Source organism: Enterobacter cloacae complex sp. IR5441, assembly GCF_049238215.1.
Lineage (GTDB): Bacteria > Pseudomonadota > Gammaproteobacteria > Enterobacterales > Enterobacteriaceae > Enterobacter > Enterobacter hormaechei_C.
The window spans coordinates 376304-399733 of sequence record NZ_JBMKIA010000002.1 but is presented as its reverse complement, the minus strand read 5'-3'; the positions used below and the strand labels follow the sequence as shown (position 1 = coordinate 399733).

Genomic DNA, 23430 nt, shown 5'->3' with positions numbered 1-23430 from the left:
ATCAGTAGTCAGGGGCAACCAATCCGCGCCTATCCCAAACTGCCCTACAGTTAGCACACCATCAGCAGGGTAAGTCTCGTTGGACCGCGCATTAAGTATGGCTGATGTTCCTAAACCGACGTTTTATAGATTGCCCTGCGGCATCCATGCCGATAACTTCACCTGATTTTTTGCAGAAAATATTGGGTGAAAAACATGCTAATTGGCTACGTAAGGGTGTCAACAAATGACCAAAACACAGATCTTCAGCGACAAGCTCTCGAACGCGCAGGATGTGAACAGGTTTTTGAGGAAAAAATGAGCGGGACGGTAGCGAACCGGCCAGCGCTTAAAAAGCTTCTTCGAACGCTGAGTGAGGGCGATACGCTGGTAGTGTGGAAGCTGGATCGCCTCGGGCGAAGCATGCGAAATCTGGTACTGCTGGTCGACGAACTCCGGCAGCGCGGCATCCACTTCAAAAGCCTTACGGACAGCATCGACACTTCCAGCCCAATGGGGCGTTTCATATTCCACATCATGTCAGCCCTGGCCGAGATGGAGAGGGAGTTAATCGTGGAACGCACCCGGGCAGGACTGGCGGCAGCCCGGGAGAAAGGGCGCATAGGCGGCAGAAGGCCGAAGTTAACCCCTGAGCAATGGGCGCAGGCTGGCAGGCTGATCGCAAACGGAATGGACAGAAAGCAGGTGGCGATTATTTACGACGTTGCGGTGTGCACCTTGTATAAAAAATTTCCGGCGCGGTAGGGGTAGAGGAAAAAAATATTGAACATTTAATCCAATTTTCGTAATAAAGTATTGAAATGATGTAATAAAGTTGTTGAAATTTTGGTAAGCGGTTGGGTTGAGCATTGGGGGTATTCATGGCAAAAACAGATTCTATTACACCTGAAGAGTTTAGGGCTATTCACTTTGAATTGTCTAAAATCTCATCAACTTGGGCAGACTTATGGCTAACATTGTTTTCTCTCCGTGCTGAAGGCAGCAGGGTGATTACTATTAGATATTCCGATATCGAAGATGACATGCTGCACTTGGCTGGAACTCCAAAATTTGAGCCACGAACAATTAGATTAAATTTATTGCTTTCTAAGTTAATTGCGTACAGAAAGGATTGCAATCCTTCTGATATTTATGTTTTCCAGAGTAGATCAAATCGAGTTAAAGGGTTAGCTAGGCCTGTGACTGTAATAGCAATGAATAATGCCTTAAAACAAGCATCCAAATATGTAACAAGGAAAAACATCACCATGAAAAGTGCTTTAAGGGTAATCGGAAGGAACTAGTTGGACGAGGGTTCATACACTAAATACCCACCTGTTTATGGAAAGTTAGGACGATGGTCAATGATCACGTCCTTTATCAAGTCATTATTCTCCCTGATGATTTTCGATTTACTACTCGATTGGATGTAAGATATGTACATGCATGAATCTTAGGAGGGATTTCGAGTAAGTAAAATGAGATCCTGATCAGAATAAATCAAACCTGGCATTGAGTAGAGTAAATAATAAAGCAGCGCATGCAAGATTTAATAGTATAACAAAACGGGCAGAAACATTCACTGAACAAATCTCCTGATCATGTATTAGACAGAGAATGACTGTAATGTAAAACCATCTTACATACACCTACTAAAAAAGACAGATAAAACAAGGTGCCATCCGATGAGATAGCTAAGCATTTGCGCCTTGGATAGGTCTTACCATCGGAACATCGGGTTATGCTCGCTTGTTGAGTGCTGAGAAATGAAGAGATTAGAGGTTTATAAGAGGTAGCCAGTTTGTCAAACGAGATAGTTTATTTATGATGCTCAACATATTGAATTGTTTAGCTTTATCATGGTGGTTTAGGGGGCGTTAAAACGAACTTATCACATTGTATTAAAAGTAAACAACTATCTTTCGTTTGATGCCTGAAAGCAGATGGGGATGGTTTTTCACTTTTTCTTCTAAAGGTCCAGAGTACGTTGCCGATAGTGAACATAGCGGCGCAGGAGCCAAATGGTGGAAGCCGTAAACTTAATTTAAGTTCAGTCAAATAGGAATTACTATCATGGCACAAGTCATCAATACCAACAGCCTCTCGTTGCTCACTCAGAACAACATCAACAAAAACCAGTCTTCAATGTCTACTGCCATTGAGCGTCTGTCTTCCGGTCTGCGTATCAACAGCGCAAAAGATGATGCTGCTGGCCAGGCGATTGCCAACCGCTTCACCTCTAACATCAAAGGTCTGACTCAGGCTGCGCGTAACGCCAACGACGGTATCTCCGTTGCACAGACCACTGAAGGCGCATTGTCTGAAATCAACAACAACTTACAGCGTATCCGTGAGCTGACTGTTCAGTCTTCTACTGGTACTAACTCTGAATCCGATCTGAACTCAATCCAGGACGAAATCAAATCCCGTCTGGACGAAATTGACCGCGTATCCGGCCAGACCCAGTTCAACGGCGTGAACGTGCTGGCAAAAGACGGTTCCATGAAAATTCAGGTTGGTGCGAACGATGGTGAAACCATCACAATTGACCTGAAAAAAATTGATTCCTCTACTTTAAACCTGACTGGATTTAACGTTAACGGTAAAGGTGAAGTAGCGAATACCAAAGCAACAGCTGACGATCTGAAATTAGCTGGTTTTACTAAAGGCACTACAGATGCGAATGGTGTGACTGATTATAAGAACACCATTGCTAACAGTAAGGCATCAGCTTCTGATTTATTAGCAAATATCTCAGATAAATCCGTTATCACTGGCGGCGGCGCAAATGCGTTCGGTGTGGCTGCAACCGCAGGTTACAAATATGACGCGGCAAGCAAATCATACAGCTTCGATGCGACAGGCGCAGATTCAGCAAAGACACTAAGCATTATTAACCCAAATACAGGGGATTCTTCTCAGGCAACGGTTACGATCGGTGGTAAAGATCAGAAAGTTAACATCTCCCAGGATGGTAAAATCACTGCGGCAGATGATAACGCGACGCTGTATTTAGATAAGCAAGGTAACCTGACGAAAACCAATGCGGGTGGCGATGCTGCTGCAACTTGGGACGGATTAATTTCAAACAGCGACTCGACTGGCGCAGTTCCTGTTGGTGTTAAGACTAAAATCACTCTTACGTCCGGTGCTGCTTCCGGGATGTCTGTGAGTTCAGAAGGTGCCGGCAGTCAGACTTCAACAAATGCCCAGATTCTGGCGGATGGCGCATTTGCTGCCAAAGTGAGCATCGACGGTGGCGCGGCAACCGATATTATGGTTGCTAATAATGGTAATATCACTGCGGCTGACGGTAGTGCGCTTTATCTTGATGCAACAACTGGTGGCTTCACTGCTACTGCAGCGGGGAATACAGCTGCAACATTAGACGCATTAATTGCTAATGGTAAAACAGCGACTATGACCGTCGCATCAGGTACCAGTCAGAACACTGTTTATAGCACTACTGGCAGCGCTGACTTCACCAGCCTGGCTAAAGTTGACACTGTTAATATCACCAATGCACATGTAAGTGCTGAAGGCATGGCCAACCTGACTAAAGGTGCAAACTTCACCCTTGATCTGGGTGGTACAGGTACAGCCACTCACACCGTTACCGCAGGTGTTGTTAAAGATGCTGCCAATGACGATGTTTATGTTGACGACGGTGCGCTTTCCAGCGAGCCGACAAAAGATGTGACCTACTTTGAACAGAAGAACGGTGCTATCACCAACAGCACTGGCGGTACCATTTATGAAACTGCTGATGGTAAGTTGACCACCGAAGCTACCACCGCTTCCACCTCTACTGCCGATCCACTGAAAGCGCTGGACGATGCAATCAGCCAGATCGACAAATTCCGTTCTTCCCTGGGTGCTGTACAAAACCGTCTGGTTTCTGCAGTAACCAACCTGAACAACACCACTACCAACCTGTCTGAAGCGCAGTCCCGTATTCAGGATGCGGACTATGCGACCGAAGTGTCCAACATGTCCAAAGCGCAGATCATCCAGCAGGCTGGTAACTCCGTGCTGTCCAAAGCTAACCAGGTTCCTCAGCAGGTTCTGTCTCTGCTGCAAGGCTAATTTCAAATTAAGTGTCAAAGCCCCATATATGTGGGGCTTTTTATTGGTTGAATAAGGTCGTTAAAAGTAGTCAAATCCTTTAATCAACGCTCGCACGATGATTTAGCATTTAACCAGTTTCGCTCCGTTTACACAGGTCCAGTTGTGATTAAAAAACAGGCATTCAAATTTTTGCTTGAACCTAACAAAGGTCAGTTATCAGACTTTTTGGCCTTTGCTGGCTCCTGTCGTTTTGTTTACAACAAAGGCCTTGCTCTTCTTAACGAGAATTACCGTTCTGGTAAAAAATTCATAGGCTACATTCAGCTGGCTTCTGAATTGGTTGAATGGAAGAATGAAGAGAGCCTTTCTTGGTTGAAAGAAGCCCCTTCTCAGTGTTTACAGCAATCGTTAAGAGATTTAGACAGAGCATTCAGAAACTTTTTTACCGGCAAATCACAATATCCAAAGTTTAAAAAGAAAGGTCGGCATGATTCTTTCCGTATACCATGCCAAAGGGTTAGAGTAGATCAAGAAAAAAAATTGGTATCTCTTCCTAAAGTCGGCTGGGTAAAGTATCGCAAGAGTCGTGAAATCATTGGTGATTTAAAAAACGCAACTATTTCCCTGAATCAGGGGAAGTGGTATATCAGTTTTAATACAGAGCAAACAGTCCCTGATCCAATACACCCCTCTGATATCAAATCTACAATTGTACTTAATAATGTGGATAGCGTTCATCTGTCATCTGGGGGCGGCGGTGATAACACTTACCAAGCGGAAGAAAAGAAAAAATTAATCCGTCTTAATAAAACACTGACCAGAAGAAAGAAACACAGCCAAAATTGGCTAAAAACCAAAGGTAAAATTGACAGAGTAAAATCAAAGGCAGCAAGGATAAGACTCGATAATATCCATAAAGCAACCACGGCAATTTGTAAAAATCACGCAGTTGTTGAGGTTGTGAACTTGATGGATTCTGTATCTGACAAGAACGATAACACTCTGAGTATGAGATACGAATTTGTCAGGCAGTTGATATACAAACAAGAATGGCTGGGTGGTGAAGTTATTCGCCGGGAGAGTAAACCCTTGTAAGGGGGTTCAGTGATAATGTAGTATATGATGAATTTTAAGCGGCAGGGCATGTCGTTTCTGCTTGTGGAGGAAGGTTAATTCAACTTCCGTTGAAGCAAGAATCTCTTGATTGTTATTGAGAATGTCAACGTCTGGTCCAATACTTTACAAGTAGAAGTATATAAGTATGTTGAAATGGATTTGCGAGTTTTCAGTTGTGAAAGTTAAAAGCTAACTCAAAACGTAATTTATAAACCACTCGGTATCTCAACTAGTACCGCCCCTCAATGATTCTTGAAAATAGGCTTAAAACTTACTGGGTCTGCGACAGACTCAGGTTACCAAGCTTGTTTACAAAATAGGATTACTTGACTGCTCTATTGGCTGTCTACGGAACAATGAGTGGAAATTGAAGTATAAGAGCAATTTACGAGGCAGAAAAAGAAGATAAAAAAAGCTGAGTAATACACGCATTATTCTCAATAGAACGAGTAAAGTAAACTGCCGCCTGTCGTATGCAAAACGGGCGGCGACTGGCCGGTGATGGGGCGATAGTAAGAGTTGCAGAGCGAGCTTCGAAACTGATACAGGCTTTGCGGTAATCGAACCTGTAATGAAGAAGACGCCAGGTGATGTGTTGTTGATTCTGTGCGACTGCCACACACAGTTTGCCAATCTGATGGGGCTGTCACTCATGACAGATGATGGCGAAGCGATCGAAGGTGCTGCTCTGGAAGGGGGGAGGTGCTTGGTAGAGTGACGTTCTTCATCAACCGCGCGCTGGGTGATGATGACTGCCCAACAATTTAATTTACATTGCTTAACTGTAGGCACTCGTTATCACTCAATGAACAGGAGATCGTATGCTGACGATTTGGGCGCTACAGTGTAATATGCATGCCAGTCGTTGATGGGGTAGTTACTGTGGAGTGTCCACCGCTGTGTCCATCAAGAAGATTTAATCCGCATAGCGAGTAAATAAATCCATACATATGAAAAACATAAGAAATTTCTCCATCATTGCTCACATTGACCACGGTAAGTCGACGCTGTCTGACCGTATTATCCAGATTTGCGGTGGCCTGTCTGATCGTGAAATGGCAGCCCAGGTTCTGGACTCCATGGACCTGGAACGCGAACGCGGTATTACCATCAAAGCGCAGAGCGTGACGCTCGACTATAAAGCTTCCGATGGTGAAACCTATCAGCTGAACTTTATCGACACCCCAGGGCACGTTGACTTCTCTTATGAAGTGTCACGCTCGCTGGCGGCCTGCGAAGGCGCGCTGCTGGTGGTGGATGCCGGGCAGGGCGTAGAGGCCCAGACGCTGGCAAACTGCTACACCGCCATGGAAATGGATCTTGAAGTGGTGCCGGTTCTGAATAAAATCGACCTGCCAGCCGCCGATCCTGAGCGCGTAGCGGAAGAGATTGAAGACATCGTCGGTATTGATGCGACCGATGCAGTGCGCTGCTCGGCGAAAACCGGTGTCGGTGTTCCGGACGTACTGGAACGTCTGGTGCGTGATATTCCGCCGCCGGAAGGCGACCCGGATGCGCCGCTACAGGCGCTGATCATCGACTCCTGGTTTGATAACTACCTCGGCGTTGTCTCGCTGGTGCGTATTAAAAACGGCACCATGCGTAAAGGCGACAAAATCAAGGTCATGAGCACCGGCCAGGTCTACAACGCTGACCGTCTGGGCATCTTCACGCCAAAACAGGTTGACCGTACCGAGCTGAAATGCGGCGAAGTGGGCTGGCTGGTCTGTGCCATTAAAGACATCCTCGGCGCGCCGGTGGGTGATACCCTGACCGGTGCACGTAACCCGGCAGATAAAGCGCTGCCAGGCTTCAAAAAGGTGAAACCGCAGGTTTATGCGGGTCTGTTCCCGGTCAGCTCTGACGATTACGAAAACTTCCGCGATGCGCTCGGAAAGCTGAGCCTCAATGATGCCTCCCTGTTCTACGAGCCAGAAAGCTCAACGGCGCTGGGCTTTGGCTTCCGCTGTGGCTTCCTCGGTCTGCTGCACATGGAGATCATTCAGGAACGTCTGGAGCGTGAATACGATCTGGATCTGATCACCACCGCCCCGACGGTTGTCTACGAAGTAGAAACCACATCGAAAGAGGTGATCTACGTCGACAGCCCGTCCAAGCTCCCGCCGCTGAATAATATTCAGGAACTGCGCGAGCCAATCGCAGAGTGTCACATGCTGCTGCCGCAGGAGTTCCTCGGTAACGTGATCACCCTGTGTATTGAGAAGCGTGGCGTGCAGACCAACATGGTTTACCACGGTAACCAGGTGGCGCTGACCTATGAAATTCCGATGGCAGAAGTGGTGCTCGACTTCTTCGACCGTCTGAAGTCTACCTCCCGTGGCTATGCGTCGCTGGACTACAACTTCAAACGCTTCCAGGCCTCGAACATGGTTCGTGTGGACGTGCTGATCAACGGTGAGCGTGTGGATGCGCTGGCGCTGATCACCCACAACGATAACGCACCGTACCGTGGTCGTGAGCTGGTTGAGAAGATGAAAGATCTGATCCCGCGTCAGCAGTTTGACATTGCGATTCAGGCGGCCATTGGTAACCACATCATTGCCCGTTCAACCGTGAAGCAGCTGCGTAAAAACGTTCTGGCTAAGTGCTACGGCGGCGACGTCAGCCGTAAGAAAAAGCTGTTGCAGAAGCAGAAAGAAGGTAAGAAGCGTATGAAGCAGGTCGGTAACGTTGAGCTGCCGCAGGAAGCATTCCTTGCCATCCTTCATGTTGGTAAAGACGGTAACGGTAAATAACCTTAAGGAGTTGGCATGGCGAACATGTTTGCCCTGATCCTGGTCATCGCTACCCTGGTGACAGGTCTGTTGTGGTGCCTGGATAAGTTTATCTTCGCCCCAAAACGCCGTGAACGTCAGGCTGCCGCGCAGGCAGCCACGGGCGATGCGCTGGACGCGAAAACCCTGAAAAAAGTCGGCCCAAAACCGGGATGGCTGGAGACAGGGGCATCGGTATTCCCGGTGCTGGCGATTGTGCTGGTGGTGCGTTCATTTATCTATGAACCGTTCCAGATCCCGTCAGGATCGATGATGCCAACGCTGCTGATCGGTGATTTCATTCTGGTTGAAAAGTTTGCCTATGGCATCAAAGATCCGATCTACCAGAAAACGCTGATCGAAACGGGTCATCCGAAACGTGGCGACATCGTGGTGTTTAAATATCCGGAAGATCCGCGGCTGGATTATATTAAACGCGCGGTAGGTCTGCCGGGCGATAAAGTGACCTACGATCCGGTGGCGAAAGAGGTGACCATTCAGCCAGGCTGTAGCTCTGGCACCGCATGTGAAAATGCGCTGCCAGTCACTTACTCCAACGTTGAGCCAGCTGATTTTGTGCAGACCTTCGCCCGCCGTAACGGCGGTGAAGCGACCAGCGGATTCTTCCAGGTGCCAAAAGGTGAAACCAAAGAGAATGGCATTCGTCTGGTTGAACGCAAAGAGACGCTGGGCGATGTTACTCACCGCATTCTGACCGTGCCCATCGCACAGGATCAGCTGGCAATGTACTACCAGCAGCCAGGCCAACAGCTGGCGACCTGGATTGTGCCGCCGGGACACTACTTCATGATGGGTGACAACCGCGATAACTCTGCGGACAGCCGTTACTGGGGCTTTGTGCCGGAAGCGAATCTGGTCGGTAAAGCAACCGCTATCTGGATGAGTTTTGAGAAGCAGGAAGGCGAGTGGCCGACCGGCGTTCGCCTGAATCGTATTGGCGGAATTCATTAATTTTCGCCAAAAATAACACGTAGCGGCTTTTATTCGCCGCTACGTGAATTATTTCAGCGATAAATCTCTTTGAACTAACGACATCCCCTGTCGTTGTGTATAGAATATTCCCCCGAAGTTTAAGGTTGGCCCTGCAAGGGTGCCACGGCACACGAAACCGCGTTGGTTTTCTCAGGTCGGTTTCGTGTGCTGCATTTTTGACGCATTCATTTATTGGTATCGCATGAACCCCATCGTAATTAATCGGCTTCAACGGAAGCTGGGCTACACTTTTCATCATCAGGAGTTGTTGCAACAGGCATTAACCCATCGCAGTGCCAGCAGCAAACATAATGAGCGTCTCGAGTTTTTAGGCGACTCTATTTTAAGTTTCGTGATTGCAAATGCGCTTTATCATCGTTTTCCGCGCGTGGACGAAGGTGATATGAGCCGCATGCGCGCCACGCTGGTGCGCGGCAATACCCTCGCTGAAATCGCACGCGAATTTGAGCTGGGTGAATGCCTGCGTCTGGGGCCAGGTGAGCTGAAAAGTGGTGGTTTCCGTCGTGAATCCATCCTTGCCGATACGGTCGAGGCATTGATCGGTGGCGTGTTCCTGGACAGCGATATCCAGACCGTAGAAAAGCTGATCCTTAACTGGTATCAGACCCGCCTGGACGAAATCAGCCCGGGCGATAAACAAAAAGATCCTAAAACGCGTCTGCAAGAATATTTGCAGGGTCGTCATCTGCCGCTGCCATCCTATCTGGTGGTGCAGGTGCGTGGCGAAGCCCACGATCAGGAATTTACCATCCATTGCCAGGTCAGTGGCCTGAGTGAACCGGTGGTCGGCACGGGTTCAAGCCGTCGTAAGGCTGAACAGGCTGCCGCCGAACAGGCGTTAAAAATGCTGGAGCTGGAATGAGCATCGACAAAACCTATTGCGGATTTATTGCCATCGTCGGACGTCCGAACGTTGGCAAATCCACCCTGCTGAATAATCTGCTTGGGCAGAAGATTTCTATCACCTCGCGTAAGGCGCAGACCACGCGTCACCGCATCGTCGGTATCCATACTGAAGGCGCGTATCAGGCGATCTACGTCGATACACCGGGCCTGCACATGGAAGAGAAGCGCGCCATCAACCGTCTGATGAACAAGGCGGCGAGCAGCTCCATTGGCGACGTAGAGCTGGTGATTTTCGTTGTGGAAGGCACCCGCTGGACGCCGGACGACGAAATGGTCCTGAACAAGCTGCGCGACGGCAAAACGCCGGTGATCCTCGCAGTCAATAAAGTGGACAACGTGCAGGAAAAAGCCGATCTGCTGCCGCACCTGCAATGGCTGGGCAGCCAGATGAACTTCCTGGACATCGTCCCGCTGTCTGCGGAAACGGGTCTGAACGTTGATACCATCGCGGGTATCGTGCGCAAGCATCTGCCGGAAGCGACTCATCACTTCCCGGAAGACTACATCACCGATCGCTCTCAGCGTTTTATGGCGTCTGAAATCATCCGTGAGAAGCTGATGCGTTTCCTGGGCGCTGAACTGCCGTACTCTGTGACGGTGGAGATCGAGCGTTTCCAGAGCAACGAGCGTGGCGGCTACGATATTAACGGTCTGATCCTCGTTGAGCGTGAAGGGCAGAAGAAGATGGTGATCGGCAATAAAGGCGCCAAGATCAAAACTATCGGAATCGAAGCCCGTAAAGACATGCAGGACATGTTTGAAGCACCGGTTCACCTGGAACTGTGGGTGAAAGTGAAATCTGGCTGGGCCGATGATGAGCGTGCGCTGCGCAGCCTCGGTTACGGCGAAGATCAGTAACCTAAGACGACGAGCATATGGATGGATGGCAGCGCGCCTTTGTCCTGCATAGTCGTCCCTGGAGCGAAACCAGCCTGATGCTGGACGTCTTCACGGAAGAGTCCGGTCGCGTGCGCCTTGTTGCCAAAGGCGCACGTTCCAGACGTTCTAATCTGAAAGGTGCCTTGCAGCCTTTCACCCCGCTGCTGGTCCGCTTTGGCGGGCGAGGGGAAGTCAAAACCCTGCGCAGTGCTGAAGCCGTCTCCCTGGCGCTTCCTCTTTCTGGTATCACGCTCTACAGCGGTTTGTATGTTAACGAACTCATCTCACGGGTTCTTGAACATGAGACCCGCTTCTCTGAACTTTTCTTTGATTACCTGCACTGTATTCAGGCACTTGCTGGCGCAACCGGCACCCCTGAGCCTGTGCTGCGTCGTTTCGAACTGGCGCTGCTCGGACACCTTGGTTACGGCGTTGATTTTCTGCACTGTGCGGGAAGCGGAGACGAGGTAGAAGACACCATGACCTATCGCTATCGTGAGGAAAAGGGCTTTATTGCCAGTGTCGTCGTCGATAACAGCACCTTTACCGGGCGCCAGCTCAGAGCACTGTATGAACGCGAGTTCCCGGACGCCGACACTCTGCGTGCGGCAAAACGCTTTACCCGAATTGCGCTCAAGCCGTATCTTGGGGGCAAACCTTTAAAGAGCCGCGAATTATTCAGGCAGTTTATGCCGAAACGCTAATGTTTTACCCCTCACCCCAGCCCTCTCCCGGAGGGGGAGGGAGAAGGTAAATGAACAAAAATACCGAGGATTGTCATGGCTGAATTACTGTTAGGCGTCAACATCGATCACATCGCCACGTTACGTAATGCACGCGGTACCGCGTATCCCGATCCGGTTCAGGCGGCGTTTATCGCTGAGCAGGCTGGCGCCGACGGCATTACCGTTCACCTGCGTGAAGATCGTCGCCACATCACCGACCGGGACGTGCGCATCCTGCGTCAGACGCTGGACACCCGCATGAATCTGGAGATGGCGGTCACCGAAGAGATGCTGGCGATTGCCTGCGAGACCAAACCGCATTTTTGCTGCCTGGTGCCGGAAAAGCGTCAGGAAGTGACCACCGAAGGCGGTCTGGATGTGGCCGGGCAGCTCGACAAAATGCGCGATGCCTGCAAACGCCTGGCGGATGCCGGTATCCTGGTTTCTCTGTTTATCGACGCCGATTTCACCCAGATTAAAGCCGCTGCCGACGTGGGTGCGCCGTATATTGAAATTCACACCGGCTGCTATGCCGATGCCGAAAACGATGCAGCGCAGGCGAAAGAGCTGGAGCGAATCGCCAAAGCGGCAACCTACGCCGCGAGCCTGGGACTGAAGGTTAACGCCGGTCACGGCCTGACCTATCACAACGTAAAAGCCATCGCTGCCCTGCCGGAAATGCACGAGCTGAACATCGGCCACGCCATCATTGGCCGCGCGGTGATGAGCGGTCTTAAAGAAGCGGTTTCCGAGATGAAGCGCCTGATGCTGGAAGCGCGTCAGTAATGGCTATTCTGGGCTTAGGCACCGACATCGTTGAAATAGCCCGCATTGAAGCGGTGATCGCCCGGAGCGGCGATCGCCTCGCAAGACGCGTGCTGAGCGATAACGAATGGGCTATCTGGGAGGCGCATCAACAGCCGGTGCGCTTTCTGGCAAAGCGTTTCGCGGTAAAAGAGGCGGCGGCGAAAGCGTTCGGCACGGGCATTCGTAACGGCCTGGCGTTTAACCAGTTTGAAGTGTTTAACGATGAGCTGGGTAAGCCACGTCTACGTTTATGGGGCGAGGCGCTTAAGCTGGCGGAAAAGCTGGGCGTGGCGCACATGCACGTAACGCTTGCCGATGAACGCCACTACGCCTGTGCGACGGTGATCATCGAGAGTTAAATTTTGTCCGCATGGTGCATCAGGACAAACTTATCCCACAGCTGTTCTTCGTTCTCGACGTGTGCCGGATCTTTTAAGATCGTATTGGGAATGGGGCACACCTTCTGGCAGGTCGGCGTCTCATAGTGGCCGATGCATTCGGTGCAGCGGTCGCTGTTAATCTCATAAATGCTGTCGCCCATCGAAATCGCCTCGTTCGGGCATTCGGGTTCGCACATATCGCAGTTGATGCATTTTTTGGTGATTAACAGCGCCATCAGGAAATTCTCAGAAACATCACAAACAGGGCGGGCATTATACGCTCATTCGTTGTTCAGACCAGTTTTTTTACCAGCTCTTCGCTGTGACGAATACGCTCTGGCGCACGCTCCAGATCCTGCTGAACCAGCGCCATAAACAGCAGGTCCGTCAGCATCATCTGCGCACTCGTCGACGAAATCGCCGCACTGCGAGTGGCCTGTTCCTCGGCAATGGTATACAGACAGCGGGTGGCCCGTTGCTGGAGCGCATTCGGGCTGAAGCCAGTAATCGCCAGAATTTTTCCTCCTACGCGCAGGGCTTCGTCGGTAGCCATATTAATTTCACGACGCTCGCCGGAATAGGAGATGGCCAGCAGTAAATCGTCAGGATCCATGGCCTGCACGGTCGCCAGCAGCGCGTGCATATCCTGTTCAACGATGGCGTTATAGCCGATTTTTGTCAGCTTCCAGCCAAAGTTACGCGCAACCAGTCCGGAGGCGCCGATCCCGGTCAATACAATACGCCGCGCGTCGCGAAGCATGGCTACGCTTTCCAGCAGCTTCTCTTCCGTGTTCACATCCAGCGTGGCATGCATTGCCGCCACGTTCTCTTTGATCAGCTTTTCGCCGACCAGACGCATCGGATCGTCGCCGCGGATCTGGTTATGCACCGGCATTGACTGCGGATTAGGGTTGCTTACCAGTGCTTCACTGATCGCCAGTTTTAGCGCCGGAAAGCCTTTATAGCCTATCTTCTGGGCAAATTTCACCACGCTCGACTGGCTCACCCCGGCTTCGCCTGCCAGCTGCTGGGAGCTGAGGTGTCGCGCGCGATCGGGCTGGGAAAGTAAATAATCCGCCAGCTTTTTGTCACTCTGGGCAAACCCTGCGTAGCGCTGGCGAATACGAATTAAACAGTTCATACGGTCTCCTGGCGAAAATGTGATTACCCGCGCAAATACGAATTTTGCTCGCCTGAATGAATTTTATATTCCATTATAGTGCGTTTATTATGAATTAAAAATTCCAGAGGTAAATAACATGAATCTAGGCTCTCTTGTTTCTGAAACGCGTAACCCGCAAACCATGGATCTTGATGCACTGTCCACGCTGGAGCTGGTAAACCGCTTTAATCAACAGGATACCCTCGTCGCGCTGGCAGTCAAAGAGACATTGCCCGAGGTGGCGAAAGCCGTAGACGCCGCTGCCGACGCTCTGAAAGCAGGAGGACGCATTATTTACATGGGGGCGGGTACCAGTGGGCGACTCGGTGTGCTGGATGCCTCAGAATGTCCCCCGACCTTTGGCGTTCCGCACGGTCTGGTCGTTGGCCTGATTGCCGGTGGCCCCGGCGCGCTGCTGAAAGCGGTGGAAGGGGCAGAAGACAATAAACAGCTTGGGGAAGACGATCTCAGGGCGCTGAACCTGACCGCGCAGGATCTGGTCGTCGGGCTGGCGGCTTCTGGTCGTACGCCGTACGTCATTGGTGGGCTGGAATACGCCAGACAGACGGGATGTACCACGGTGGCCATCTCTTGTAACCCGGGTTCGCCGATTGCGCAGGTGGCCGCCATTGCCATCTCTCCAGTCGTCGGGCCGGAAGCGCTCACCGGCTCCACGCGCCTGAAATCGGGAACCGCGCAGAAGCTGGTGCTCAATATGATCTCCACCGGCGCGATGGTGAAATTCGGCAAGGTCTACCAAAACCTGATGGTGGATATGCAGGCCACCAACGTCAAGCTGGTGGACAGAGCCTGCCGCATGGTGATAGAGGCGACAGGGGCAGGTCGGGAAGAGGCGGAAGCGGTACTCAAACAGACCGATTACGACGTCAAACCCGCCATTCTGATGATATTAACCGGGCTGGATGCAGCCGCGGCCAGAGCCAGGCTCGAAGCCCATCACGGGTTTTTACGGGCGGCATTAGAACACCAATAAGAGGCGTGTATGGACAAAACAGCAGCGCTCGCCAGCGACATCCTGCTTGGGATCGGTGGGGAAAAAAATATTCAGCGTCTGGAAAACTGCATGACGCGTGTACGCGTCGAGGTGCACAACGACGAAAAGCTTGATTTAACGCGCCTGAAGCAGCTCCCCGGCGTGAGCGGGTACGTTAAACAGGGGCAACAGCACCAGCTGATTGTCGGTCCGGGCAAAGCGGCGCAGGTGGTTGATGCCATGCGCGCCCTGATGACGGGCAGTGAAACGGCTCCCGCCTTTGACGACGCGGAACGCACCAAAGCGCAGGCGAAAGCCAAATACAAAGCCCCCATGAGCGATGCGCTGCGCCAGCTGGCAAACGTCTTTATTCCTCTGATCCCGGCGTTTATCGCATCGGGGCTGATCACCGGGATTATCAATATCCTCAAGCGTCCGGATATTGTCGGGAATTTCGCCACCCAGTATCCGAACCTGCTGGGTATTCTGGCGATTTTCGGCAGCGCGGTGTTTGCCATCATGAACATTCTGGTGGGGGTAAACACGGCCAAAGTGTTCGGCGGCTCGCTGGCGATGGGCGGCGTAATGGCGGGTATCCTCTCCAGCCCGCAGCTGGCGCAGATTACGCTGTTTGGCGAGGCGCTTCAGCCAGGCCGCGGTGGGGTGATTGCCGTGCTGCTGGTGGTCATTCTGATGTGCTGGATCGAGAAAAAGCTGCGCGCGTTGCTGCCAGGCTCGATTGAGCTGATCCTCAACCCGCTGCTGACCACATTGATTACCGGGAGCGTGGCGATTGTGGCGCTGCAACCGTTAGGCGGCGCGATCTCTGAAGCCATCGCCCACGGCGCGTCTCTGGCGATCGATCGCGGCGGGCTGCTGGTGGGGGCCGTGCTGTCCGGGACCTTCCTGCCGTTAGTGCTGACCGGTCTGCATCAGGGGCTGGTGCCGATCCACGTCGAACTGGTACAGGCGCACGGCTATAACGCACTGCTGCCGATCCTGTCGATGGCGGGCGTTGGGCAGGTCGGCGCGGCCATCGCGGTGCTGATGAAAACCCGCAACGCGCGTCTGAAAAAGGTCATTAAAGGGGCGCTGCCGGTCGGGTTACTCGGTATCGGCGAACCGTTGATTTTCGGCGTGACCTTGCCGCTGGGTAAGCCGTTCCTGGCCGCCTGCCTCGGTGGCGCGGTGGGCGGGGCGTTAATCAGCTACTGGAAAGTGGCGACCGTCATTACCTTCGGGATCTCCGGTTTACCGCTGGCATTAACCATCGTGACCGGAAAAGTGATGCTCTATCTGTTAGGCTATCTGGTAGCGGTGATCGCCGGGTTCCTGTTTACCTGGCTGTTAGGATTCAACGACCCAGAGGAGTAAGGTTTGGCCAGTCACGAGCGTCGCGTTGTCTTTTTTGATCTGGATGGAACGCTGCATCAGCAGGATATGTTCGGCACCTTTATGCGCTACCTGCTGCGGCGCCAGCCCCTTAACGCGTTGCTGGTATTACCCCTGTTACCCGTTATTGGTATCGCGCTGCTGGTGAAAGGCCGTGCAGCGCGCTGGCCGATGAGCCTGCTGCTCTGGGGATGCACGTTTGGTCATAGCGAAGCGCGCCTTAAGCAGCTCGAACAGGATTTTGCGCACTGGTTTCGCGGGCACGTCGCCGCGTTTCCCGTGGTACAGGCGCGCCTGACCAGCTATCTCGACGCCAACGATGCCGATATCTGGCTGATTACCGGCTCCCCGCAGACGCTGGTGGAGCATGTCTATTTTGATACGCCCTGGCTGCCGCGCGTGAATCTTATCGCGACACAAATCGCGCGCGGCTACGGCGGCTGGGTGCTGACTATGCGCTGCCTCGGACATGAAAAAGTGGTGCAGCTGGAGAAACGCATCGGTACGCCGCTGCGTCTGTACAGCGGCTACAGCGACAGCAAGCAGGACAACCCGCTGCTCTATTTTTGCCAGCACCGCTGGCGCGTCACGCCTCTGGGCGAACTTCAGCAACTCGAATAGTCTTATCTGTACCGGCTGTGTATAATGCCGCCCGCTTTTCGACTGGAGTATCAGCCCTTGTCCAACCCTGAACACAATCATGAATACTGGATGCGCCATGCGCTGGCGCTGGCTCAGCGCGCCTGGGAAGAGGGCGAAGTGCCCGTGGGCGCGGTACTGGTCCATAACAATCAGGTGATTGGGGAAGGGTGGAACCGTCCGATTGGCCGTCACGATCCTACCGCGCATGCTGAAATTATGGCGCTGCGTCAGGGCGGACTGGTGCTGCAAAACTATCGTCTGCTTGATACCACCCTGTATGTCACCCTTGAGCCGTGCGTAATGTGCTCCGGGGCGATGGTGCACAGCCGAATCGGTACGCTGGTGTTTGGCGCGCGGGATGAAAAGACGGGCGCTGCTGGTTCACTGATGGACGTACTTGGGCATCCGGGGATGAACCACCAGGTGAAAACTATCGGCGGGGTACTTGCACCAGAATGTTCGGGTCTGTTAAGTGACTTTTTTCGAATGCGTCGGCAGCAGAAAAAGCAACAAAAGGCAGAATTGAAACCGCAGGATGATTAAGCTCGTCCGGTGCGACCACCGGATAGCTTTCAGCCAGCTGTTGCGCCTCGGCCGCCTCTTTTTCTTTCTCCAGCAGATATCCCACCAGGCTTATCTGGTACTTACGAATATTTTCCACGTAGGCATACGCTTCATGCCCGCGCGCATAGCCGTACGTCAGCTTCTGGTACCACTGTTTCTGGCTAAGCAGCGGCAGGCGCTGTTTTACATCTGACCAGCTGTCCGGATTACCTTTAGTTTTCGCCGTCAGCGCCCGCGCGTCGAGCATGTGCGCATAACCCATGTTATAGGCGGCCAGCGCAAACCAGATACGCTCCCCTTCCGGGACCGTCTCCGGCACTTTCGCCATCATATCCTGTAAATACTGCGCGCCGCCGCTGATGCTCTGTTCCGCATCGGTCCGGTCGCTGATGCCGAGGCTCTGGGCGGTATTTTTGGTCAGCATCATCAACCCGCGCACGCCCGTGGGTGAGGTGGCCTGAGCATCCCAGTGCGATTCCTGGTAGGAAATTGCCGCCAGCAGCTTCCAGTCAATCTCCTCGGCGTACTTCTCAAACAGCGGTTGCAGGTCCGGCAGCACACTGTCCACCGCGCGCAGGAAAGTGCGGGTGTCAACGTAATCAAAATCGTCCCCGTGACCGAGATATTTCTCTTCCAGGCGCGCCAGGGTGCCGTCTTCATTGATGGAATTAAAGAAATCGAGCATAGCCGCAGAGACGGTTTGATCGTCATCCAGCTGGGTAAACCAGGTCACCGGCTGTTCGTCGGTCACATCCAGCGCCACGGCGATTTCAGGATGAACGCGCTGGAAAAGGCTAATCGCCACCGAATCAGCAATGGTATAGGCCAGCTTTTTATCTTTAACCTGCTCCAGCAATTCGGTCGTGCCGAGTTTAGGATCGACCGTCCAGCTGAGGTTAGGGTATTTTTTCTCTTTCAACGCTCGCAGATCGTCAATCACCACATGGCCTGGCGCAATGGTCAATTGCTGGTCGGTGATGTCGGCCAGTGAGCGCGGACGCAGGCTACCCACACGATAAACCACCTGCTGCGACACGGAGTAATAGGTCGGGCCCGGCTGATAGTTTTTGCTGCGTTCGCTGTTGTACACCAGACCTGCGGCGAGAATATCGGCACGGTCATGGTCCAAATCATCAAACAGCTGGTTGATGTTCTGCCGCACGGTAACTTTCAGCTTCACGCCCAGATAGTCTGCAAACAGCTGTGCCAGTTCGTAATCAAGACCGATGGTTTTACCGTTGATATCATCGTAAATAAGCGGGGAGGAGAGGGTACTGACGCGCAACTCCCCCCGCTCCTGAATGGCGGCGATACGGTTTTCGGCCTTGCCGAACCAGGGGATAGACGGCCAGAGGGCCACTGCCAGCAGCAACGTAACAATGCCGATGAGCAGATAATTAATCTTTAATTTTTTCAATTAGTTAATTCTCTGCGACGCCGGTTGCCTCAGTGTGCTGTAGTCATGTTAAGAGTAGAGTTTGCCATTGATTGAGCGGCATTTTGCGCAAAGTAGCGCCAGTTGGCAACCAATTAGAGAGACAGGTCACATCTATTGTTAAACATAAAGGATGATTTTATTTCGACGCAAACGGTTTCGTCGGCGCTCAGGATTCTCTATAATGACGCCCGTTTTCCCCCCTTGCGCACACTGTAAGCGCCCCGGCGCTTCGAAGACGAGAGACTTATGATGGAAATTCTGCGTGGTTCGCCTGCACTGTCTGCCTTCCGTATTAACAAACTGCTGGCACGTTTTCAGGCGGCCGACCTTCCGGTAAGCAATATTTACGCTGAGTATGTCCATTTTGCTGACCTGAACGCCCCCCTGAATGCAGAGGAGCGCGTACAGCTGGAACGCCTGCTTAAATATGGCCCAAGCCTGAGCAGCCATACGCCGACCGGCAAATTAATCCTCGCCACGCCACGCCCTGGCACCATCTCCCCCTGGTCTTCCAAAGCCACCGACATCGCTCACAACTGCGGCCTGAGCCAGATTAACCGTCTGGAGCGCGGTGTGGCGTACTATGTGGAAGCGTCAACCCTGAGCGACGCGCAGTGGCAGGTGGTTGCCGCAGAGCTGCACGACCGCATGATGGAGAGCGTGTTTGATTCTCTGGATGATGCGCAGAAACTGTTCTCCCACCATCAGCCTGCGCCGGTACAGAGCGTGGATTTGCTGGGGCAGGGGCGTCAGGCGCTGATCGACGCAAACCTGCGTCTTGGTCTGGCGCTCGCAGAAGATGAAATCGACTACCTTCAGGATGCATTCGTTAAGCTGAATCGCAACCCGAACGACATCGAACTGTATATGTTCGCGCAGGCCAACTCCGAGCACTGCCGCCACAAGATTTTCAACGCCGACTGGATTATCGACGGCGAACAGCAGCCGAAGTCGCTGTTCAAAATGATCAAAAACACCATGGAGCAAACCCCTGACCACGTGCTGTCTGCCTATAAAGACAACGCCGCGGTGATGGAAGGTTCCGAGGTGGGCCGCTTCTTCGCCGACCGCGAAGCGGGGCGCTATGACTTCCACCAGGAGCCTGCGCATATCCTGATGAAAGTGGAAACCCACAACCACCCGACGGCGATCTCCCCGTGGCCGGGTGCAGCGACCGGCTCCGGCGGTGAAATCCGTGACGAAGGTGCGACCGGTCGCGGCGCGAAACCAAAAGCGGGTCTGGTCGGTTTCTCCGTTTCCAACCTGCGTATTCCGGGCTTTGAGCAGCCGTGGGAAGAAGACTTCGGCAAGCCAGAGCGCATTGTCACCGCGCTGGATATCATGACCGAAGGCCCGCTGGGCGGCGCGGCGTTCAACAACGAATTTGGTCGTCCGGCGCTGAACGGTTACTTCCGTACCTACGAAGAGAAAGTGGACAGCCACAACGGCGAAGAGCTGCGCGGCTACCACAAACCGATCATGCTGGCGGGCGGGATCGGCAACATTCGCGCCGATCATGTGCAGAAAGGCGAGATCGTCGTCGGCGCGAAGCTGATCGTGCTCGGCGGCCCGGCAATGAACATCGGTCTGGGCGGCGGGGCAGCCTCGTCTATGGCCTCCGGCCAGTCTGATGCGGATCTCGACTTCGCGTCCGTGCAGCGCGACAACCCGGAAATGGAGCGCCGTTGTCAGGAAGTGATCGACCGCTGCTGGCAGCTCGGCGATGCCAACCCGATTCTGTTCATCCACGACGTGGGCGCGGGTGGACTCTCTAACGCCATGCCTGAGCTGGTGAGCGACGGCGGTCGCGGCGGACGCTTCAACCTGCGCGATATCCTGAGCGATGAGCCGGGCATGAGCCCGCTGGAAATCTGGTGTAACGAATCCCAGGAGCGCTACGTGCTGGCGGTTGCCGCCGATCAGCTGCCGCTGTTTGACGAGCTGTGCCGCCGCGAGCGCGCGCCGTATGCGGTCATCGGTGAAGCGACCGAAGAGCAGCACCTTTCCTTAAGCGACACCCACTTTGACAACCAGCCGATCGATCTGCCGCTGGACGTGCTGCTCGGCAAAACGCCGAAGATGACCCGCGACGTGCAGACTCGCAAAGCGGCGGGCAAAGCGCTGGATCGCCAGGGCATCACCGTGGCAGAAGCGGTTAACCGCGTGCTGCACCTGCCTGCCGTGGCAGAGAAAACCTTCCTGGTGACCATCGGCGACCGTACCGTGACCGGTATGGTATCGCGCGATCAGATGGTCGGCCCGTGGCAGATCCCGGTCGCTAACTGCGCCGTGACCACCGCGAGCCTCGACAGCTACTACGGCGAAGCGATGGCGCTGGGCGAACGCACGCCAGTGGCGCTGCTGGACTTCGCCGCTTCTGCCCGTCTGGCGGTCGGTGAAGCGCTGACCAACATCGCCGCGACGCAGATTGGCGATATCAAACGCATCAAACTTTCCGCGAACTGGATGGCCGCTGCCGGTCACCCGGGCGAAGATGCCGGCCTGTACGAAGCGGTGAAAGCGGTGGGTGAAGAGCTGTGTCCTGCGCTCGGCCTGACCATTCCGGTGGGTAAAGACTCCATGTCGATGAAAACCCGCTGGCAGGAAGGTAACGAGCAGCGCGAGATGACCTCTCCGCTGTCGCTGGTGATCACCGCGTTTGCGCGCGTGGAAGACGTGCGTCATACCGTTACGCCGCAGCTTTCCACTGAAGATAACGCCCTGCTGTTGATTGACCTCGGCAAAGGCCATAACGCGCTGGGCGCCACCGCGCTGGCGCAGGTTTACCGCCAGCTCGGCGATAAGCCAGCCGACGTGCGCGACGTCGCCCAGTTGAAAGGCTTCTACGACGCTATTCAGGCGCTGGTGGCGCAGCGTAAGCTGCTGGCCTACCACGACCGTTCCGATGGTGGCCTGCTGGTGACGCTGGCAGAGATGGCCTTCACCGGTCACTGCGGCGTTGAAGCAAACATTGCAACGCTTGGCGAAGACCGCCTGGCGGCGCTGTTTAACGAAGAGCTGGGTGCCGTCATTCAGGTACGCGCCGCAGATCGCGACGCGGTGGAAGCGATTCTGGCGCAGCACGGTCTGGCAGACTGCGTACACTATCTCGGTAAAGCGGTGCAGGGCGACCGTTTCGTGATTGAAGCCGACGGCCACGCGGTGTTCAGCGAAAGCCGCACCACGCTGCGTATGTGGTGGGCGGAAACCACGTGGCAGATGCAACGCCTGCGTGACAACCCGGAATGCGCCGATCAGGAACACAACGCGAAGGCGAACGACAACGATCCTGGCCTGAACGTGAAGCTCTCCTTCGACATTAACGAAGACATTGCCGCGCCGTACATTGCGACCGGCGCGCGTCCGAAAGTGGCCGTGCTGCGTGAGCAGGGCGTTAACTCCCACGTGGAAATGGCGGCGGCCTTCCACCGTGCGGGCTTTGACGCCATCGACGTCCACATGAGCGACCTGCTGGCCGGGCGTACCGGTCTGGAAGATTTCCAGGCGCTGGTGGCGTGCGGTGGTTTCTCCTACGGTGACGTGCTGGGCGCGGGCGAAGGCTGGGCGAAGTCTATTCTGTTCAACAGCCGCGTGCGTGACGAGTTCGAGACCTTCTTCCACCGTCCGCAGACGCTGGCGCTGGGCGTGTGTAACGGCTGCCAGATGATGTCTAACCTGCGCGAGCTGATCCCGGGCAGCGAAGCCTGGCCGCGCTTTGTGCGCAACCAGTCTGATCGTTTCGAAGCGCGCTTCAGCCTGGTGGAAGTGACCCAAAGCCCGTCTCTGCTGTTGCAGGGAATGGTGGGTTCGCAGATGCCAATCGCGGTTTCGCACGGTGAAGGTCAGGTTGAAGTGCGTGATGCGGCGCACCTGGCTCAGCTTGAAAGCAAAGGACTGGTAGCGCTGCGCTTTGTTGATAACTTCGGCAAGGTCACCGAAACCTATCCGGCTAACCCGAACGGTTCGGCAAATGGCATTACCGCAGTCACCAGCGAAAGCGGTCGGGTGACGATCATGATGCCGCACCCGGAACGTGTCTTCCGTACCGTGAGCAACTCCTGGCACCCGGAAAACTGGGGCGAGGACAGCCCGTGGATGCGCATTTTCCGCAACGCGCGTAAACAACTGGGTTAAGTTTCAACGCACTGACTGTAGGCCCGGTAAGCGCGAGCGCCACCGGGCTTTTTTGTACCTGTCGCAAAATCGCGACAATCCTCTGGGTTGAGTGTCTCCAATAAGAGACATTTAACTTATTGATTTATATATGTCAGGACAGGTTCCCGTTAAGGTGTTGCTTAATAGCGACACTTAGCCTGGAAATCATTCACCTGACAATCAATGCATTTTAATAATAAAATGATTATTAATCATAAGGATAGTATCAATTTTTGCAATCTGGCACGCGCGTTGCATAATAGTAACCAGTGGCTCATTCACCTTCTTATGTCAGCCCCTTCGGGACGTGCTACATAAACTTCGAATGACGCACAAAAAGGTGCCTGCCGTCCAACTACTGATTATTGCAATGCTTTATCAGGCCAGGGCGAAACGTCGAGTTAGGCACCGCCTTATTCCATGACAAAGCCGGGT

Annotated in this window: 19 protein-coding genes; 16 read left to right on the top strand and 3 right to left on the bottom strand. The window is 53.5% G+C overall.

Annotation, left to right across the window (positions count from 1 at the left end):
- The first annotated feature begins 195 nt into the window (after positions 1 to 195).
- From ACOTX5_RS04555 to acpS, 11 genes are all read left to right on the top strand, one after another.
- Positions 196 to 744: a recombinase family protein gene (locus tag ACOTX5_RS04555; RefSeq protein ID WP_006811570.1), complete on the top strand. Its 549-nt coding sequence runs from the start codon at positions 196 to 198 to the stop codon at positions 742 to 744.
- Between the two features lie 116 nt (positions 745 to 860).
- A complete protein-coding gene (locus ACOTX5_RS04550) occupies positions 861 to 1283 on the top strand; it encodes a hypothetical protein (RefSeq protein WP_006811569.1) in 423 nt (140 codons plus the stop codon).
- A 769-nt stretch (positions 1284 to 2052) separates the two neighbouring features.
- The gene (locus ACOTX5_RS04545; protein WP_032659794.1) at positions 2053 to 4065 is read left to right on the top strand and encodes a flagellin; all 2013 of its coding nucleotides are present in this window, start codon (positions 2053 to 2055) and stop codon (positions 4063 to 4065) included.
- 144 nt (positions 4066 to 4209) lie between these two features.
- Positions 4210 to 5142 carry an RNA-guided endonuclease InsQ/TnpB family protein gene (locus ACOTX5_RS04540; RefSeq protein WP_006811567.1) on the top strand — a complete coding sequence of 311 codons (933 nt, stop codon included), beginning with the start codon at positions 4210 to 4212 and terminating at the stop codon, positions 5140 to 5142.
- 971 nt (positions 5143 to 6113) lie between these two features.
- Entirely contained in the window at positions 6114 to 7919 is a 1806-nt protein-coding gene (lepA, locus tag ACOTX5_RS04535; RefSeq protein WP_003860714.1) for a translation elongation factor 4, read from the top strand.
- A 15-nt stretch (positions 7920 to 7934) separates the two neighbouring features.
- Positions 7935 to 8909, top strand: a complete 975-nt coding sequence (gene lepB, locus ACOTX5_RS04530) for a signal peptidase I (RefSeq protein ID WP_006811565.1) — start codon at positions 7935 to 7937, stop codon at positions 8907 to 8909.
- A gap of 223 nt (positions 8910 to 9132) precedes the next feature.
- Positions 9133 to 9813 carry a ribonuclease III gene (rnc, locus tag ACOTX5_RS04525; RefSeq protein WP_003860711.1) on the top strand — a complete coding sequence of 227 codons (681 nt, stop codon included), beginning with the start codon at positions 9133 to 9135 and terminating at the stop codon, positions 9811 to 9813.
- Positions 9810 to 10715: a GTPase Era gene (gene era, locus ACOTX5_RS04520; RefSeq protein ID WP_003860709.1), complete on the top strand. Its 906-nt coding sequence runs from the start codon at positions 9810 to 9812 to the stop codon at positions 10713 to 10715. Before rnc ends, era begins: the two co-directional genes overlap by 4 nt.
- Positions 10716 to 10732: 17 nt before the next feature.
- Positions 10733 to 11440, top strand: a complete 708-nt coding sequence (recO, locus tag ACOTX5_RS04515; protein WP_015572142.1) for a DNA repair protein RecO — start codon at positions 10733 to 10735, stop codon at positions 11438 to 11440.
- A gap of 75 nt (positions 11441 to 11515) precedes the next feature.
- Positions 11516 to 12247, top strand: a complete 732-nt coding sequence (gene pdxJ, locus ACOTX5_RS04510) for a pyridoxine 5'-phosphate synthase (RefSeq protein ID WP_015572143.1) — start codon at positions 11516 to 11518, stop codon at positions 12245 to 12247.
- A complete protein-coding gene (gene acpS / locus ACOTX5_RS04505) occupies positions 12247 to 12627 on the top strand; it encodes a holo-ACP synthase (protein ID WP_015572144.1) in 381 nt (126 codons plus the stop codon). The genes pdxJ and acpS overlap by 1 nt, the downstream gene beginning before the upstream one ends.
- On the opposite strand, the gene ACOTX5_RS04500 is transcribed toward acpS, so the two are convergent.
- Complete coding sequence (locus tag ACOTX5_RS04500; protein WP_003860704.1) at positions 12624 to 12884, bottom strand: YfhL family 4Fe-4S dicluster ferredoxin; 261 nt, start codon at positions 12882 to 12884, stop codon at positions 12624 to 12626. The genes acpS and ACOTX5_RS04500 overlap by 4 nt on opposite strands.
- 56 nt (positions 12885 to 12940) lie before the next feature.
- Positions 12941 to 13789, bottom strand: coding sequence for a MurR/RpiR family transcriptional regulator (locus ACOTX5_RS04495; protein WP_003860702.1), 849 nt, complete (start codon positions 13787 to 13789; stop codon positions 12941 to 12943).
- 118 nt (positions 13790 to 13907) lie between these two features.
- On the opposite strand from ACOTX5_RS04495, the gene murQ reads away from it, so the two are divergent.
- Genes murQ through tadA form a run of 4 tightly spaced genes read left to right on the top strand, consistent with a single transcriptional unit; the run spans position 13908 to position 17381 of the window.
- The gene (gene murQ, locus ACOTX5_RS04490) at positions 13908 to 14804 is read left to right on the top strand and encodes an N-acetylmuramic acid 6-phosphate etherase (protein ID WP_015572145.1); all 897 of its coding nucleotides are present in this window, start codon (positions 13908 to 13910) and stop codon (positions 14802 to 14804) included.
- A gap of 9 nt (positions 14805 to 14813) precedes the next feature.
- Positions 14814 to 16178 (top strand): PTS transporter subunit EIIC, encoded by a 1365-nt coding sequence (locus ACOTX5_RS04485; RefSeq protein WP_015572146.1) that lies wholly within the window; start codon positions 14814 to 14816, stop codon positions 16176 to 16178.
- A gap of 3 nt (positions 16179 to 16181) precedes the next feature.
- A complete protein-coding gene (yfhb, locus tag ACOTX5_RS04480; protein ID WP_017383550.1) occupies positions 16182 to 16817 on the top strand; it encodes a phosphatidylglycerophosphatase C in 636 nt (211 codons plus the stop codon).
- A 24-nt stretch (positions 16818 to 16841) separates the two neighbouring features.
- On the top strand, positions 16842 to 17381 hold the full coding sequence (gene tadA / locus ACOTX5_RS04475) for a tRNA adenosine(34) deaminase TadA (RefSeq protein WP_022649032.1): 540 nt from the start codon (positions 16842 to 16844) through the stop codon (positions 17379 to 17381).
- On the opposite strand, the gene mltF is transcribed toward tadA, so the two are convergent.
- Positions 17269 to 18819 carry a membrane-bound lytic murein transglycosylase MltF gene (gene mltF / locus ACOTX5_RS04470; protein ID WP_017383549.1) on the bottom strand — a complete coding sequence of 517 codons (1551 nt, stop codon included), beginning with the start codon at positions 18817 to 18819 and terminating at the stop codon, positions 17269 to 17271. The two genes, tadA and mltF, sit on opposite strands and share 113 nt — an antisense overlap.
- Before the next feature lie 267 nt (positions 18820 to 19086).
- Between mltF and purL the strand changes: the two genes are divergently transcribed.
- Positions 19087 to 22974, top strand: coding sequence for a phosphoribosylformylglycinamidine synthase (purL, locus tag ACOTX5_RS04465; RefSeq protein WP_032671871.1), 3888 nt, complete (start codon positions 19087 to 19089; stop codon positions 22972 to 22974).
- Positions 22975 to 23430 lie beyond the last annotated feature (456 nt).